Raw genomic sequence first — 15,049 nt, forward strand, 5'->3', positions numbered from 1 at the left:
GTCACAGGCGGAACAGGCCGGCGCAGGCGGAGGCGGCGGCGTCGGGGTCGCCCACGACGACGGCCCGCGCGAGCAGCGCCAGGCGGTCGGCCGCGACCTGCGTCTCGTCGAAGGGCGCGGCCTCGGCCAGCACGTCGTCGAGCTCGGCCAGCAGGCACGGCCCGGACAGCCGGCGTACGCAGGGCCAGGTCTCGCGGAAGCGGACCGGGGAGCCGTCCGCGTCGAGCAGGGCCAGCCGCAGGCTGCGGTCGGGGTGGGCGGCCGCGCTGCGGGCGAGCCCGGCCATGACGGCCTCGCGGGCGCGGGCGAGCTCGGCGGGGTCGCGCTCGGCCCATAACGCGGCGAGGTCCGGCTTCTCCTCCTCCAGCGTCGGGGCGAGCACCACGGCGCCGTTGCCGTGCTGCACCTCGACCTTGCCCTGGACCTCCAGCGCCACGAGGGCGCGGCTGAGTGAGGCGCGGCTGACGCCGAGCTCGGCGGCCAGGAGACGTTCGGGCGGCAGGCGGTCGCCGGGGGACAGCCCCTGAGCCTCGATGAAGCGGGCGATGTGGTCGGCCAGCTGCACGTACAGGCGCGGCCGTTCCAGGCGCTCAGGAACCGCGGCGGCCTGCGGGCGCTTCTTGGTCACGGCGCACAGTCTATTGACATTCCCTACAAGTGGAGCAGAGGCTAGGCCAATCCGGAAATATGCGTGTAACCGGGCATCCCTTCACCCCCTAGGAGCTGCCATGTCAGCGGAAGTCATCGCGCTGATCGTGCTCGTGCTGGTGTTCCTGATAGCGACCATCCGGTCCATCAACATGGGCGCGCTCGCGCTTGTCGCCGCCTTCGTCGTGGGCACCACCGTGTTCGGAGTGGCTGTCGACGACGTGCTCGACGGCTTCCCGGCCAACCTGTTCGTCATCCTGGTCGGCGTCACGTACCTGTTCGCGCTGGCCAAGACCAACGGCACCGTGGACTGGATCGTGCACCGGGCCGTGGTCGCGGTACGCGGCCGGGTCGCCCTGATGCCGTGGGTGATGTTCGCGGTCTGTGCGGCGATCACCGCGATCGGCGCGGCCAGCCCGGCCGCGGTGGCCATCGTGGCGCCGGTGGCGATGGGCTTCGCGGCCCGCTACCGGATCAACCCCGTGATGATGGGCATGATGGTGGTGCAGGGAGCGACGGGGGGCAGCTTCTCCCCGATCGGCATCTTCGGGGCGATCACCAACGGCGTCGTCGACCAGAGCAACCTGGCCGGCAGCCCGGCCGCGCTGTTCGGCGGCGCGCTCGGCTCGTGCGCCCTCATCAGCCTGATCAGCTTCGTCTCTCTGGGCGGCCGGGAGCTGCTGCGACGCGACCGCGAGTCGGCCAGGGGCGCGGTCGCGAGCCTGGCGACCGCACCCTCCGCGACCGCGGCACCCGCCGCCGCCGGCAGCGGGCCCGGCGGTGCGGCGGGCACCGGCGGCCTGCTGGACGACACCGCGCTGCACCTCGACGCGCAGCGGTCGCTCACGCTGGTCGGCCTGCTGGTGCTGGCGGTCGGCGCGCTCGTCTTCGACCTCGACATCGGCTTCCTCGCCCTGGCGGTGGCGGTCGTCCTGACGCTGATCTTCCCGTCCGCCGCCCGCGGCGCCGTCGACAAGATCAGCTGGGGTACGGTGCTCCTGGTCGGCGGCATCGTCACCTACGTGACCCTGCTGCAGAACCAGGGCACGGTGAAGTGGCTCGGCGACGGCGTGGCCCAGGTGGGCGCCCCGCTGCTGGCCGCGCTCCTGATCTGCCTGATCGGCGCGGTGGTGTCCGCCTTCGCCTCGACGACCGGCATCCTGGGCGCGCTCATCCCCCTCGCGGTGCCGTTCCTGCAGACCGGGCAGGTCGGCGCGGTGGGCCTGATCACGGCGCTGGCCATCGCCTCGTCGGTGGTCGACTGCAGCCCGTTCTCGACCAACGGCGCGCTGATCGTGGCCAACTCCGAGGTGACGATCCGCGACGACGTGTTCAGGCGGCTGATGACCTGGGGCATGACGATCATGATCGCCGCGCCCGTCGTGTGCTGGCTCGTGCTGGTCGTGCCCGGCGGCGTGTCATGAGCGGCCCGCTGGCCGGTTACGTCGTCGTCGACCTGACCAGGGCGCTCGCCGGGCCGCACGCCGGGATGATGCTCGGCGACCTGGGCGCTCGGGTCGTCAAGGTGGAGCAGCCCGGCAAGGGCGACGACACCCGCGGATGGGGGCCGCCGTTCGCCGGGTCGGAGTCGACGTACTTCCTGTCGTGCAACCGCAACAAGCAGTCCATCGCCCTGGATCTGAAGGACGACGACGGCCGCACGGCGTTCGAGGCCCTGATCGCCAAGGCGGACGTGCTGCTGGAGAACTTCCGCGCCGGGGTGCTCGACCGGCTCGGGTACTCCACGGCCCGGCTGATGGAGCTCAACCCTCGGCTGGTGGTGCTGTCCATCACGGGGTTCGGGCACGACGGGCCGGAGGGCGGCCGGGCCGGATACGACCAGATCGCCCAGGGTGAGGCCGGGCTGATGTCGCTGACCGGGTCGGGGCCGGAGGACCCGCAGCGGGTCGGGGTGCCGATCGGCGACCTGCTGGCCGGCATGTACGGCGCGTTCGGCGTGGTGTCGGCGCTGCTGGAGCGCGAGCGGACCGGCCGCGGGCAGGTCGTCCGCACCTCGTTGCTGGCCTCCATCGTCGGGGTGCACGCCTTCCAGGGCACGCGCTGGACGGTGGCCGGCGAGGTCGGCCTGGCGCAGGGCAACCACCACCCGTCCATCGCGCCGTACGGGCTGTTCCGCTGCGAGGACGGGCACGTGCAGATCGCGGTCGGCAGCGAGAGCCTGTGGCAGCGGTTCTGCGCCGGGTTCGGGCTGGACCCGCGGGAGCCCGGTTTCGCGGCGAACGCCGACCGGGTCGCGGCCGGTCCCCGGCTGGTGGAGCGGATCGAGGCCGTCTTCGCCGGTTTCGGCGCCGAGGAGCTGCTGGAGCGGCTGGCGGATCTGGGTGTGCCCGCCGGGCGGGTACGAAACCTGCAGGAGGTGTACGCCTGGCCGCAGGCCCGTGCGCAGGGACTGCTCATCGACGTCGAGCACGAAAGCCTCGGCCGGATCACGCTGCCCGGGCCGCCGCTGCGGTTCTTCGACGCGACCGGGCCGGACGGCGAGGTGGAGACCACCCGCGGCGACCACGCCGCACCTCCCGTGCTGAACGCCGACGAAGAGGAGATCCGCACGTGGCTGGCAGGCTGAGCGCACGCGACCTGATCGAACTCGTGCTGGACGACGGCTCGTACCGCAGCTGGGACGAGCCGCTCGGCCCGGCGAGCGACCCCGACGTGGCCGCCGCCCGGCAGCGCACCGGCCTGGACGAGGCGGTGATCACCGGGGAGGGGCTGCTGCGCGGCCGCCGGGTCGCCGTCGTCGCGTGCGAGTTCGGTTTCCTGGCCGGCTCGATCGGGGTGGACGCCGCCGAACGCCTGGTGAGCGCCGTGGAACGCGCGACCTCGGAACGCCTGCCGCTGCTCGCCGCGCCCGCCTCGGGCGGGACCAGGATGCAGGAGGGCACCGTGGCGTTCCTGCAGATGGTGAAGATCACGGCCGCGGTCGCCCGGCACAAGGCCGCCGGGCTGCCGTACCTGGTCTACCTGCGCCATCCGACCTTCGGCGGCGTGCTGGCCTCGTGGGCCTCGCTCGGTCAGATGACGGCCGCGGAGCCGCGCGCGATGATCGGCTTCCTCGGCCCGCGCGTCTACGAGGCCCTGTACGGCCGGCCGTTCCCCGAGGGCGTGCAGGTCGCCGAGACGCTGCGGCGCCAGGGGCTGATCGACGGAGTGCTGCCGCCCGAGGACCTGGCCGAGGTCGCCGACCGGGCGCTGCGCGTCATGCTGGCGCCGCCGCCGGCCGCTCCCGCGGCCGCGCCGCCGCAGGAGCGGCTGCCGGACGTCCCCGCCTGGGAGTCGATCACCCTCTCACGGCGACCCGACCGGCCCGGCGTGCGGCAGTTGCTGCGCCACGCCGCGTCCGACGTCGTACGGCTGAACGGCACCGGCGCCGGGGAGGCCGACCCTGCGCTGCTGCTGGCGCTGGCCCGCTTCGGCGGCGTGTCATGCGTGCTGCTCGGCCAGGACCGCCGCAACCAGACGGACACCGGGCCGCTGGGGCCTGCGGCGCTGCGCGCGGCCCGGCGCGGCATGCGGCTGGCTCGCGAGCTGCGGCTGCCGCTCGTCACCGTCGTCGACACCCCCGGCGCGGCCCTGTCGCCGGAGGCGGAGAAGGGCGGGCTGGCCGGCGAGATCGCCCGCTGCCTGGCCGAGCTGGTCACCCTGGAGACGCCGACGCTCTCCCTGCTGCTCGGCCAGGGCAGCGGGGGCGGCGCGCTCGCGCTCGTCCCGTGCGACCGGGTGCTCGTCGCCCAGCACGGGTGGTTGTCGCCGCTGCCTCCGGAGGGGGCCAGCGCGATCGTGCACCGGGACGTCGAGCACGCCGCGCAGGTGGCGGAGGCGCAGGGGGTGCGCTCCGCCGACCTGCTCGCCGCCGGCATCGCCGACCGGATCGTCCCCGAGCACCCGGACGCCGCCGCGGAGCCGAAGGCGTTCTGCGTGCGTGCCGGGCGCGAGGTGGAACGCGAACTCGCCGCCCTGCTGCACGCCCCCCGCGCCGGGCTGCTCGACCGGCGGCTGCACCGCTACCGGATCCTCGGCCGTCACCTCCCGGCCGACGACGCCGTGGCCTGACCCGGCCCAGTCCGAGTTGTGCCCGACCGTCCGCTCCCCTCGAAGACGGCGGTGTCGGCAGCGGCGAGCATGCGGGCGTTCAGGTGCGGGATGACGCTCTGCTCGCACGGGTGGGTGATGTTCAGCCCGACGTAGCCGAAGCGGCGGGCGGCGCCGTTGTCCTCCGCGGATATCGCGCACCGATTCTGCGGAATTCGCACGAAGCCCATCACTTACCCGCGGAATCCGGGATGGACGGCGGATGACACGGACGGCCGCTCGACGGCTCCCGTCCCGGTGGCACGCCTTTCGCACGGTACGCGGGACCGGCGTTCACCTCTCCCCCCTCGCAAGGCGGGCGGTGAATTCCGCTCTTGATGGGATACCTGGGGACCCATAGCCTTTCGCTGACCGTTCCCGACTTCACGGGTAAGGAGCGCCATGAGTTACACCCCGGCCCCAGAACCACGGCAGGAGCGGAATCCGGACGAACAGCTCTCCGCCCGGACGGTCGCGCGGCGGGGGTGACGTCGCCCGCCGGCCGCCACGGCGGCGCGAACAGGAGCCCCGCGGGCCCGAACCGGCCGTGGCACGGTCGTTGCGAGCACGTGACGCGGCGGTTTCGAACCGCGCAAAAAAGCGCGCGAATAGCGCAGCAACCGTAAATATTCGATCTTATGGGCACATGGCGCGTTCCACGGGGAAAGAACCCCTACCGGAACTGCGAAAAGTCCCATCGAGGCCGCCGCGCAGCAGCTCGCCCCAGGGATTTCGGTCATCCCATGACTGCCGCAAACCATGGCACAGAACCCCCAGCCCTGTCCATAGGGACACCAGATCAGGTGGATCTTTCCGGAATTCGGTATTACGGATCGGACAGCCGTCGATACCAACTCCGTAACATCGCAGATCAGGCTATTTAATCGAAACATTGATCAATGATCATATTTCGCACTAACTAGCAGCGCCGACGCTAGTTCGGACAAAGGAGACCTGTCGTGTCCCATAGGCGGAGACTTGGGAGATTACTCGCGGCGGTAACAGGAGGCGCGCTTCTGCTGTCTGCCTGCGCACAGGACGGCGGCGGGGCGAGCGACCCCTCGGGCTCCGCCTCTCCTGGCGCCACCACGGCGCAGACGATCACCTACGCCGGCGAGCAGGAGTTCAACTCCTACAACAGCATCACGGTGAACAACCTCGTCAACAGCACGGCCATGCAGCGGGTGCTGCTCGGCTTCTGGTACTACGGCGAGAAGGGCGCCATCACGCCGGACAAGGACTTCGGCACCTACGCCAAGACGTCCGACTCCCCGCTGACCGTCGACTACGAGTTCAACGCCAAGGCGGTCTGGTCGGACGGCACCCCGATCGACTGCGACGACGCCCTGCTGTTCTGGGCCGCCAAGTCGGGCAAGATCAAGGGCTTCCAGGTCGACGGCACCACCGGTGTCGAGCTGGTCAAGGCCCCCGACTGCAACGCGGGTGACAAGAAGTTCACCTTCGAGTACTCCGAGCCGTTCGCCGACTGGGACAGCAACGGGCCCGGCGCCGCCGACGTGCTGCCCGCCCACGTGGCCTACAAGGCCGCCGGCATGAGTGAGGCCGACTTCATCGCCGCGGTCAAGGCGGAGGACGCCGACAAGCTGGCGGAGGTCGCCAAGTTCTTCAACGAGGGCTGGGTCATCGACGGCGGCATCTCCGACATGTCGCTCTTCCCGGCCTCGGGACCGTACAAGATCTCGGCGATGGCGCCCGGCCAGTCGCTGACGCTCGCCGCCAACGACAAGTGGTGGGGCACCCCGGCCGCGACGCCGACCATCGTCATGCGGGTCGTCTCGCAGGAGGAGCAGGCCCAGGCGCTGCAGAACCGCGAGGTCAACCTCATCGAGCCGCAGCCCAACCCCGACCTGCTCGCCCAACTGGAAGGCATGCAGGGCGTCACCGTGAAGACCGGCGACGCCTACACCTACGAGCACCTGGACTTCAACTTCGACTCCAGCGACTTCAAGGACAGGAAGCTGCGCGAGGCGTTCGCCAAGTGCGTCCCCCGTCAGCTCATCGTGGACAACCTGATCAAGCCGCTGGCGCCCGAGGCGCAGGTGCTGCAGGTCCGCAACGCCCTGCCGTTCGAGCCCGACTACACCACCATCGCCCAGGGCAGCGGCAGCGAGAAGTACGCCCAGCCGGACATCGCCGGTGCCAAGGCGCTGCTGGAGGAGGCCGGCAAGGTCGGCATGGAGGTCCGGCTCGGCCACAACGAGCCCAACCCGCGCCGCACCCAGCAGACGCAGCTGATCGCCGACTCCTGCGGCCAGGCCGGCTTCAAGATCGTCGACGCCGGTGACGAGAAGTTCTTCGAGTCCGGTGGCCCCCTCTACACCAACGCCTACGACGTGGCGCTGTTCGCCTGGACCGGCTCCGCCGAGGTCTCCGGGTGGGCCTCGACCTTCACCACGGCCAAGGAGTGCACCGAGGCCGGCAAGGAGAACAACAACGGCTGCTACTCCAACAAGGAGGTCGACGACCTCATCGAGCAGCTCAACGCCGAGGTCGACAAGACCAAGCACGCGCCGCTGATCGCCCAGATCGAGAAGATCCTCTGGGACGACCTGGCCACGATCCCGCTGTTCGCCCACCCGAACCTGCTGGCCTGGGACGAGGAGCTGCAGAACATCGTGCCCAACCCGGCCCAGTCGTCGGTGACCTGGAACATGGACAAGTGGACCCTGGCGCCATAGCCGTCCGATAACTCGAACCATCAGCAATGGGCCGAGGAGCCACCGCTCCTCGGCCCATGCGCAAAGGACTCCTTCGCTATGAACCTAGGGAGTACTGAGTGATCGCCTTCATCGCCCGAAGACTGGTCACCTCCTTCTTCGTCCTGCTGGCCGCCACCATGGTCATCTTCGGGCTGACGTCGATCGCCGGCGACCCGCTGGCCGACCTCAGAGAGCTTCCCGGCCCGGACCGGGAACGCCGCATGGCCGACCGCATCGAACGGATGAACCTCGACAGCCCCGTCTGGGTCAGGTACCTGAGCTGGCTCGGCAACCTGTTCCGCGGCAGCCTCGGCGTCAACCGCGACGGCCAGGACGTGGGCGTCCTGCTCCGCGAGGCGTTGTCGGCGACGCTCCAGCTCGTCGTGGCCGCCACCGTGCTCGCGGTCGTCATCGGCGTGATCGTGGGCATCATCTCGGCGCTGCGGCAGTACAGCACCTTCGACTACGGCGTCACCCTGGCCGCCTTCGTCTGCTTCTCGCTGCCGCTGTTCTGGGTGGCGGTCATGCTCAAGCAGTACATCGCCATCGAGTTCAACGACTGGCTGCGCGATCCCGTCATCCCGCCTCTGATCATCGGCGTGCTGGCCGTGGCCGCCGGGCTGATCTGGGCCGCGATCGCGATCGGCGACCGGCGCACCAAGCTCACCGCGTTCGGCGCGGGGGCCGCCGTCACCGTCGTGACGCTCACGCTGCTGTCGGCGACCCGCTGGTTCGCCGACCCCGGCATCGGCGTCGTCGGCCTGGCGGTGCTCGCGGGCGGCACGGCGATCGGGCTGACCGTGCTGATCTCCGGCCTGCAGTATCGAGGCCCCCTGTACGCGGCACTGGCCGCCGCGGGGATCGGCGTGCTGTTGTCGGAGATCCTCGATCCGGTGCTGGCCGACCCCAGCTGGACGGAGATGTTCGGCCTCGCCCTCGTGACGGCGGCCGTCTGCGCCGGCCTCGGGTACGGGCTCGGCGGCCTGCTCCGCCGCCAGGCCATCACCGGCGCCGTGGCGACCGGCCTGGTCACCGGCGGCCTGATCTTCCTGGACCGCATGCTGCAGTCCTTCGCCGCCTACAGCGACCGGGTCCGCGGCCGCCCGATCTCCACGATCGGCTCGCGCACGCCGAACTTCACCGGTGACTTCTGGGAGACCAACCTGGACGCGGCCGGCCACCTGCTGCTGCCGACCATGGCGCTGATCCTGATCTCGCTGGCCACCTACACCCGCTACAGCCGCTCCAGCATGCTCGAGGTGATGAACCTCGACTACGTGCGCACCGCGCGGGCCAAGGGCCTGCCGGAACGCACGGTGATCACCAAGCACGCCTTCCGCAACGGGATGATCCCGATCACCACGCTGATGGCCGTCGACTTCGCCTCCGTGATCGGCGGCGCCATCGTGACCGAGAACGTCTTCGGCTGGCAGGGCATGGGCAACCTCTTCATCGAGGGGCTCCAGCAGGTGGACCCCGCCCCCGTCATGGCGTTCTTCATCGTCTCGGGGACGGCGATCGTCGTCTTCAACATGCTGGCCGACATCGTCTACGCCTATCTCGACCCGCGGATCAGGCTGTCTTGAAGGAGAACCACCCATGACGATCAGCGCCCCGGCCTCAGGGGCCGCGCAGGGCATGACCGTCGTCGCACGCACCCAGGGCCAGATGGTCCGCCGGCGCTTCTTCCGGCACCGCGCGGCGCTCGTCGGCATGCTGGCCTTCGGCGGCGTCGTCCTGCTGGCATTCACCTCCATCGGGATCGGGCCCATCCCCGGCTGGTGGGACAAGTCGTACCTCACGACCGGATCGCTGGTGAACCAGGGACGGCCGACGCTCAGCGTGGTGCCGCAGTTCCTCGGCGGGGAGGGCATCCGCTTCGGCGAGCATCCGTTCGGGCAGGACAACATCGGCATCGACTACTTCGCGCTGACCATGCGCGGCGCCCAGCAGTCGATCACCGTGGCGTTCATCGTCGCCATCGTGGCCACGACCGTCGGGACGCTCGCCGGCGCCTTCGCCGGATATTTCAGGAAACTGACGGAGTCGGTCATCATGCGGCTGACCGACGTGATGATCACCATCCCGATCCTCATCATCGCCGCCATCGTCGGGCGCACGTTCGGTGACTCCGGCATCGTGATCCTGGCCGTCTGCATCGGTCTGGTGACCTGGCCGACGCTGGGCCGGCTGGTGCGCGGCGAGTTCCTGTCGCTGCGCGAGAAGGAGTTCGTGGAGGCGGCGCGGGCGGTGGGCAGCTCCGCGGGCCGGATCATCTTCCGGCACGTCCTGCCGAACACGATCGGCGTCATCATCGTCAGCGCCACCCTGGCCGTGGCCAACGCGGTGCTGCTGGAGTCGGCGCTGTCGTTCCTCGGCGTCGGCGTGCAGCCGCCGGACGTCTCCCTCGGCCAGCTGATCGACACCTACCGCAGCGCCATGACCACGCGGCCGTGGCTGTTCTGGTGGCCGGGCGTCTTCATCATCGCGATCGCGCTGTCCATCAACTTCATCGGCGACGGCCTGCGCGACGCCTTCGACCCACGACAGACCCGGGTGCGTGCCTGATGCGGAATTCCCCCAACGAGATCCTCCACGTGGAGGACCTGACCGTCGAGTTCCCCACCGACGACGGCGTCGTCCACGCGGTGCGCGGGGTGTCGTACACGCTGCACGAGGGCGAGGTGCTCGGCATCGTCGGCGAGTCGGGCTCCGGCAAGTCGGTCACCTCGCTCGCCGTCATGGGGCTGCTCCCCCGCGGCGCCCGCGTCCGAGGCAAGATCGTCTACCGCGGCGAGGACGTGCTGAAGCTGTCCGCCCGCAGGCGGCGGGCGCTGCGCGGCGGAAAGATCGGCATGATCTTCCAGGACCCGATGACGGCGCTGAACCCCGTGCACACGATCGGCGACCAGCTCGCCGAGGCGGTGCTGGCGCACGGCCTGGTGCCGTACAAGCAGGCGCTGGCCCGCGCCAAGGAGATGCTCGACCTGGTCGGCATCCCGCAGGCCGAGGCGCGGCTGCGCAGCTACCCGCACGAGTTCTCCGGCGGCATGCGGCAGCGCGCGATGATCGCCATGGCGGTCATCAACAGCCCCGACGTCATCATCGCCGACGAGCCGACCACCGCTCTCGACGTGACCGTGCAGGCGCAGATCCTGGAGAAGCTCCTGGAGGTCAAGGACGCCGTCAACGCCGCGATCGTGCTGATCACGCACGACCTCGGCGTGGTCGCGGGCACCGCGCACCGGGTGCTGGTCATGTACGCCGGCAAGCCGGTCGAGATCGGCGACACCGACACGGTCTTCTACCGGCCTCGGATGCCGTACACGGCCGGGCTGCTCGGCTCGATGCCGTCGCTGGAGACCTCGGGCGGGCGGCTGCGCCCGATCGGCGGCGCCCCGCCGTCCCTGATCAACCTGCCGTCCGGCTGCCCGTTCTCGCCGCGCTGCCCGCTGGCCGACGACACCTGCACGGCCGAGGAGCCCGGCCTGGCGGAGGCCGGTGAGGGTGGCCACCTGGCCGCCTGTCACCACTGGCGCGAGGTCGCCGCGGCGCCCGATCCCACCGCACTGTTCCGTACCGAGAGCGAGGCCGTCTGATGACCGCGCAGGAGCACCTGCTGGAGGTCAAGGACCTGGTGATGAACTTCCCCGTCCGCGGCGCCGGGCTGCTGCGCAAGGTCGTCGGCAGCATCCAGGCGGTCAGCGGGGTGTCCATGCACGTCGACCCGGGCGAGACGCTCGGAGTGGTGGGCGAGTCGGGTTGCGGCAAGTCCACCACCGGCCGGGCCATCCTCCAGCTGCACCGGCCCACGTCGGGCTCGGTCGTGTTCGAGGGTGACGAGCTGACCACGATGGCGCCCCGGCGGCTGCGCGCCGTACGGCGGGACATGCAGATCGTCTTCCAGGACCCGTACGCCTCGCTCAACCCGAAGCTGCCGGTCAACGACATCATCGCCGAGCCGCTGAAGGTGCACGGCAAGTGGAAGGGCGGCGGCACGGACCGGGTGGCCGAGCTGCTGGAGCTGGTCGGGCTCAACCCCGAGCACGGCAACCGGTACCCGCACGAGTTCTCCGGCGGCCAGCGGCAGCGCGTCGGCATCGCCCGCGCGCTGGCTCTGGAGCCCAAGCTGCTCGTCCTCGACGAGCCGGTCTCGGCGCTGGACGTGTCGGTGCAGGCCGGGGTGGTCAACCTGCTGGAGGACCTGCAGGACACGTTCGGGCTGTCGTACATCTTCATCTCGCACGACCTGTCGGTGGTCCGGCACATCTCCGACCGGGTCGCGGTGATGTACCTGGGCAAGATCGTGGAAACCGGTTCGCGCGACGACGTGTACGACCGGCCCGTCCACCCCTACACCCAGGCGCTGCTGTCGGCGGCGCCGACGGCGAATCCGCGCGAGGAACGCCGCCGCCAGCGCATCATCCTCACCGGCGAGGTGCCGACCCCGCTGGACCCGCCGAGCGGCTGCCGGTTCCGCACCCGCTGCTGGAAGGCCCAGGAGATCTGCGCCACGGAGGAGCCGGCGCTGGTCGACCGCGGCGACGGCCACCCGTCCGCCTGCCACTTCCCGGAGGTCAACACCGCGGTCGTCTGAGCCCTGCGGCGCCCTGGCGCCCATCGATCACTCCGGCCTGGCGGAGTGATCGATATACCCGCGGGCGCCGCCGCCGTAGAAGGTGGCGGGATCGGGCTCGGCGATCGGCGCGTGCTCCCGCCAACGGCGCACCAGGTCGGGGTCGGCGATGAACGCGCGGCCGGCGGAGACGAGGTCGGCCAGGCCGCTCGCCACGCGGCGGCGGGCGGTCCGCTCGTCGGTCATGGCGTGCCAGCCGTCGTTGACGATGACGGGGCCGCCGAAGCGCGTGCGCAGCTCCGCGAGCATCGGGCCGGCGGGGTCGCCGATGGTGTGCAGGTAGGCCAGGCCCAGCGGCGCGATGCCGTCGAGGAGCGCCCCGTACATGGCGGCGGTCTCCGCCGGGTCGTCCTCGACCGCCCCGTGCAGGTTCGCCGCCGGTGAGACGCGGATGCCGACCCTTTCGCCGCCGATGGCGGCGGCGATGGCCTCGGTCGCCTCGACGACGAACCGGGCGCGGGCGACGGCCGAGCCGCCGTAGGCGTCGGTGCGCCGGTTGGAGGAGGGTGCGAGGAACTGGTGGGGCAGGTAGCCGTCTCCACTCCGTCCAGCCCGGCTCCGACAGCCGCGCGCGCCGCTCTGGCGAACTCCTCGATCACGGACGGCAGCTCGGCCGTCTCCAGGGCACGCGGCACCGGGTGCGGCTGGAGCCCCCACGCGGTGAAGATCGCGCCGGGTGCGGCGAGAGCGCTGGGGGCGACGGTCTCGTGGCCGTTCTTGTTGTCGGGGTGGGCGACCCGTCCCACGTGCATGAGCTGGGCAACGATGAGGCCGCCTTCGGCGTGCACGGCGTCGGCGACGTTCCGCCACCCTTCGATCTGCTCGGGCGTGTGCAGGCCAGGGGTGTTCAGGTAGCCCTGTCCGGCGGCGCTGGGCTGGACGCCCTCGGTGATGATCAGGCCGGCGGTGGCCCGCTGCCAGTAGTAGGTCGCGGTGATGTCCGGGGGCACGCCGTCGGCGCTCGCGCGGTTGCGCGTCATGGGAGCCATGACGATCCGGTTGGGGAGCGTCCACTTGCCGACGGTGATCGGGTCGAACAGGTCTGGCATGAAGGTCTCTCCTGTCAGGTACGTGAACGGTCGCCGCGACCCCTTGCATGGCAGAAGACCGGTGTCACCTGGGGAGATGCCGCTCGGCCGGACCCGAGACTGGCCCAAGGTCCGGCCGGGCCGCAATTTCAGTTGCCGTTTCGGCAAACGTGCCCAGCTGTGGGAGGGACGCGAGCGTCACCAGGAGCGGGCGGCCCGCAGGAGCACGTCGCGGACGAGGGTGACGGGGCGGCGGGCCGGGGCGCCGGCGCGCTGGGCGAGGAAGCCGGTGTTGATCGGCGGGTCCTCCGGGTCGAGGAGCGTCACGAGGGCGCCTACCGCGAGCAGCTCGATGGCGCGTAGCGCGCGCTGGACAGGGGAGGCGGCACGCCCCTCGCCGTCAGGCAGAGTGTGCGGCTCAAGGTTCTGCTTCGTCACCATGGCAAGGGGCCTGGTCAGCCGGTCAGGCCGAAGAGCCGCTCCACGGCGGAGAGATTCGACTTGAACGACGCTCGCCAGGTGACGGCGTCGCTTCGACGGGACCGCGTACCCCTGCGGACATTCGGCATATTGGGGATCTTTACCTCGCACTGGTCTGACCAGTAGCCTCAGTGCACTCAGCCGACTGACCCTCCTACCTCCACCCCAGCTCGGGGCGCGGCCGTGCCCCGGCACCCCCACCGGAATGAGGGATCCATGAAGTCACGCCTCGTCCCCTTGCTCGCCGCCGCGCTGGCACTGGCCGGCGTGTCCGCGCCCGCGCACGCCGCCGACACCCCCGGTCTGCCCGGCAGGAACAACGCGATCACCGACGTGCCGGGCGTCCAGGTCGGGCAGGTGCAGTCCACTCGCGCTCCGTACCTGACCGGCACCACCGTCGTCTACACCCCGCGGATGTCCGTGACCGGCGTCGACCAGCGCGGCGGCGCGCCCGCCACGAAGGAGACGGACCTGCTCGACCCGCTCAACTCCAACCCCGGCGTGAACGCGGTGATGCTCGGCGGCAGCAGCATGTACGGCCTGTCCGCCGCCGACGGCGTGATCCGCTGGCTGGAGGAGCGCGGGGAGGGCGTCCCGGTCGGGTCCGGGGTCGCGCCGATCGTCCCCGCCGCCGACATCTACGACCTCGGCCGGGGCGGCGACTTCAAGGCCCGTACATCGCCTGCCTGGGGTTACCTGGCCGCCGAGGCCGCCAAGGAGGGGCCGGTACGGCAGGGCGTCGTCGGCGGGGGCGCGGGCGCCCGCGCCGGCGGCATGAAGGGCGGTGTCGGCACCGCCAGCGTCGTGCTCGACGACGGCGTGGTGGTCGGGGCGATCGTGGTGGTGAACGCGGCCGGTTCGCCGGTGGACCCTCGGGACTGCTCGCTGTTCGCCGCCCGGTACGAGCTGGCCGGTGAGTTCCGGGGGCTGCAGACGCCGAAGGCGAAGGAGTGCCGGGCCGAGGCCGGGACGGACGCCCTGCCGATGAACACCACGATCGCCGTGGTGGCCACGAACGCCCCGCTGGAGAAGGCGGCGGCGGCTCGGATGGCGGGCAACTCCCACGACGGGCTGGCCCGCGCGATCAGCCCGATCCACACGCTGGGCGACGGTGACACGATCTTCGCCATGTCGACCGGCACCGGCACCCCGTTGCGGGTGAACAACCCCGCCGATTCCCGCCGGCTCAACCAGGTCTTCAACGCCGCCACCGACACGCTCGCCCGCGCCGTCGGCCACGCGATGCTGAACGCCCGTACCGTCGGCACCGCCACGAGCTACTGCGACCGCTACCCGTCGGCCTGCGCCAAGCTCACTCCGCTGCCGGAGGACAAGCTGGGCGAGGCGCCGGAGGTGACCCAGGCGTCGGTGGACGCCGCCGAGCAGAACCTCGACTCGGCCCCGCCCATCCCGAACGCCTCAGGCCAGGACGCGTCTCCGTCCCCGAC

The 15,049-nt window shown here is 71.1% G+C and carries 11 protein-coding genes and 1 pseudogene; 9 read left to right on the plus strand and 3 right to left on the minus strand.

Going from position 1 to position 15,049, the window contains the following annotated elements; genetic code table 11:
* Nucleotide 1: 1 nt before the first annotated feature.
* On the minus strand, nucleotides 2-628 hold the full coding sequence (locus tag E1286_RS21655) for a FadR/GntR family transcriptional regulator (RefSeq protein ID WP_246075027.1): 627 nt from the start codon (nucleotides 626-628) through the stop codon (nucleotides 2-4).
* 100 nt (nucleotides 629-728) lie between these two features.
* Here E1286_RS21655 and E1286_RS21660 point away from each other — a divergent pair, with 100 nt between their 5' ends.
* The 8 genes from E1286_RS21660 to E1286_RS51760 all read left to right on the plus strand — a co-directional run bounded on the left by E1286_RS21660 (nucleotide 729) and on the right by E1286_RS51760 (nucleotide 12,054).
* On the plus strand, nucleotides 729-2,072 hold the full coding sequence (locus E1286_RS21660) for an SLC13 family permease (protein ID WP_132615267.1): 1,344 nt from the start codon (nucleotides 729-731) through the stop codon (nucleotides 2,070-2,072).
* Nucleotides 2,069-3,235 carry a CaiB/BaiF CoA transferase family protein gene (locus E1286_RS21665; protein WP_132615268.1) on the plus strand — a complete coding sequence of 389 codons (1,167 nt, stop codon included), beginning with the start codon at nucleotides 2,069-2,071 and terminating at the stop codon, nucleotides 3,233-3,235. Before E1286_RS21660 ends, E1286_RS21665 begins: the two co-directional genes overlap by 4 nt.
* The gene (locus E1286_RS21670) at nucleotides 3,220-4,719 is read left to right on the plus strand and encodes a carboxyl transferase domain-containing protein (RefSeq protein WP_132615269.1); all 1,500 of its coding nucleotides are present in this window, start codon (nucleotides 3,220-3,222) and stop codon (nucleotides 4,717-4,719) included. Before E1286_RS21665 ends, E1286_RS21670 begins: the two co-directional genes overlap by 16 nt.
* 977 nt (nucleotides 4,720-5,696) lie before the next feature.
* Nucleotides 5,697-7,436, plus strand: a complete 1,740-nt coding sequence (locus E1286_RS21675; RefSeq protein WP_132615270.1) for an ABC transporter family substrate-binding protein — start codon at nucleotides 5,697-5,699, stop codon at nucleotides 7,434-7,436.
* A 98-nt stretch (nucleotides 7,437-7,534) separates the two neighbouring features.
* Entirely contained in the window at nucleotides 7,535-9,043 is a 1,509-nt protein-coding gene (locus E1286_RS21680; protein WP_132615271.1) for an ABC transporter permease, read from the plus strand.
* 13 nt (nucleotides 9,044-9,056) lie between these two features.
* Nucleotides 9,057-10,025 (plus strand): ABC transporter permease, encoded by a 969-nt coding sequence (locus E1286_RS21685; protein WP_132615272.1) that lies wholly within the window; start codon nucleotides 9,057-9,059, stop codon nucleotides 10,023-10,025.
* Nucleotides 10,025-11,056 carry an ABC transporter ATP-binding protein gene (locus E1286_RS51755; protein WP_132615273.1) on the plus strand — a complete coding sequence of 344 codons (1,032 nt, stop codon included), beginning with the start codon at nucleotides 10,025-10,027 and terminating at the stop codon, nucleotides 11,054-11,056. The genes E1286_RS21685 and E1286_RS51755 overlap by 1 nt, the downstream gene beginning before the upstream one ends.
* On the plus strand, nucleotides 11,056-12,054 hold the full coding sequence (locus E1286_RS51760) for an ABC transporter ATP-binding protein (RefSeq protein WP_132615274.1): 999 nt from the start codon (nucleotides 11,056-11,058) through the stop codon (nucleotides 12,052-12,054). The genes E1286_RS51755 and E1286_RS51760 overlap by 1 nt, the downstream gene beginning before the upstream one ends.
* Nucleotides 12,055-12,081: 27 nt before the next feature.
* Here the strand turns inward: E1286_RS51760 and E1286_RS21700 are convergent.
* Nucleotides 12,082-13,142 (minus strand): annotated as a pseudogene (locus E1286_RS21700) (alkene reductase).
* A gap of 177 nt (nucleotides 13,143-13,319) precedes the next feature.
* On the minus strand, nucleotides 13,320-13,562 hold the full coding sequence (locus E1286_RS49315; protein ID WP_223190208.1) for a hypothetical protein: 243 nt from the start codon (nucleotides 13,560-13,562) through the stop codon (nucleotides 13,320-13,322).
* 255 nt (nucleotides 13,563-13,817) lie between these two features.
* On the opposite strand from E1286_RS49315, the gene E1286_RS21710 reads away from it, so the two are divergent.
* Nucleotides 13,818-15,049, plus strand: a 1,232-nt coding sequence (locus tag E1286_RS21710) for a P1 family peptidase (protein WP_132615275.1), incomplete at its 3' end; no start/stop codon positions are given.

The sequence above is a fragment of the Nonomuraea terrae genome, from assembly GCF_004348995.1.
Taxonomy (GTDB): Bacteria; Actinomycetota; Actinomycetes; order Streptosporangiales; family Streptosporangiaceae; genus Nonomuraea; species Nonomuraea terrae.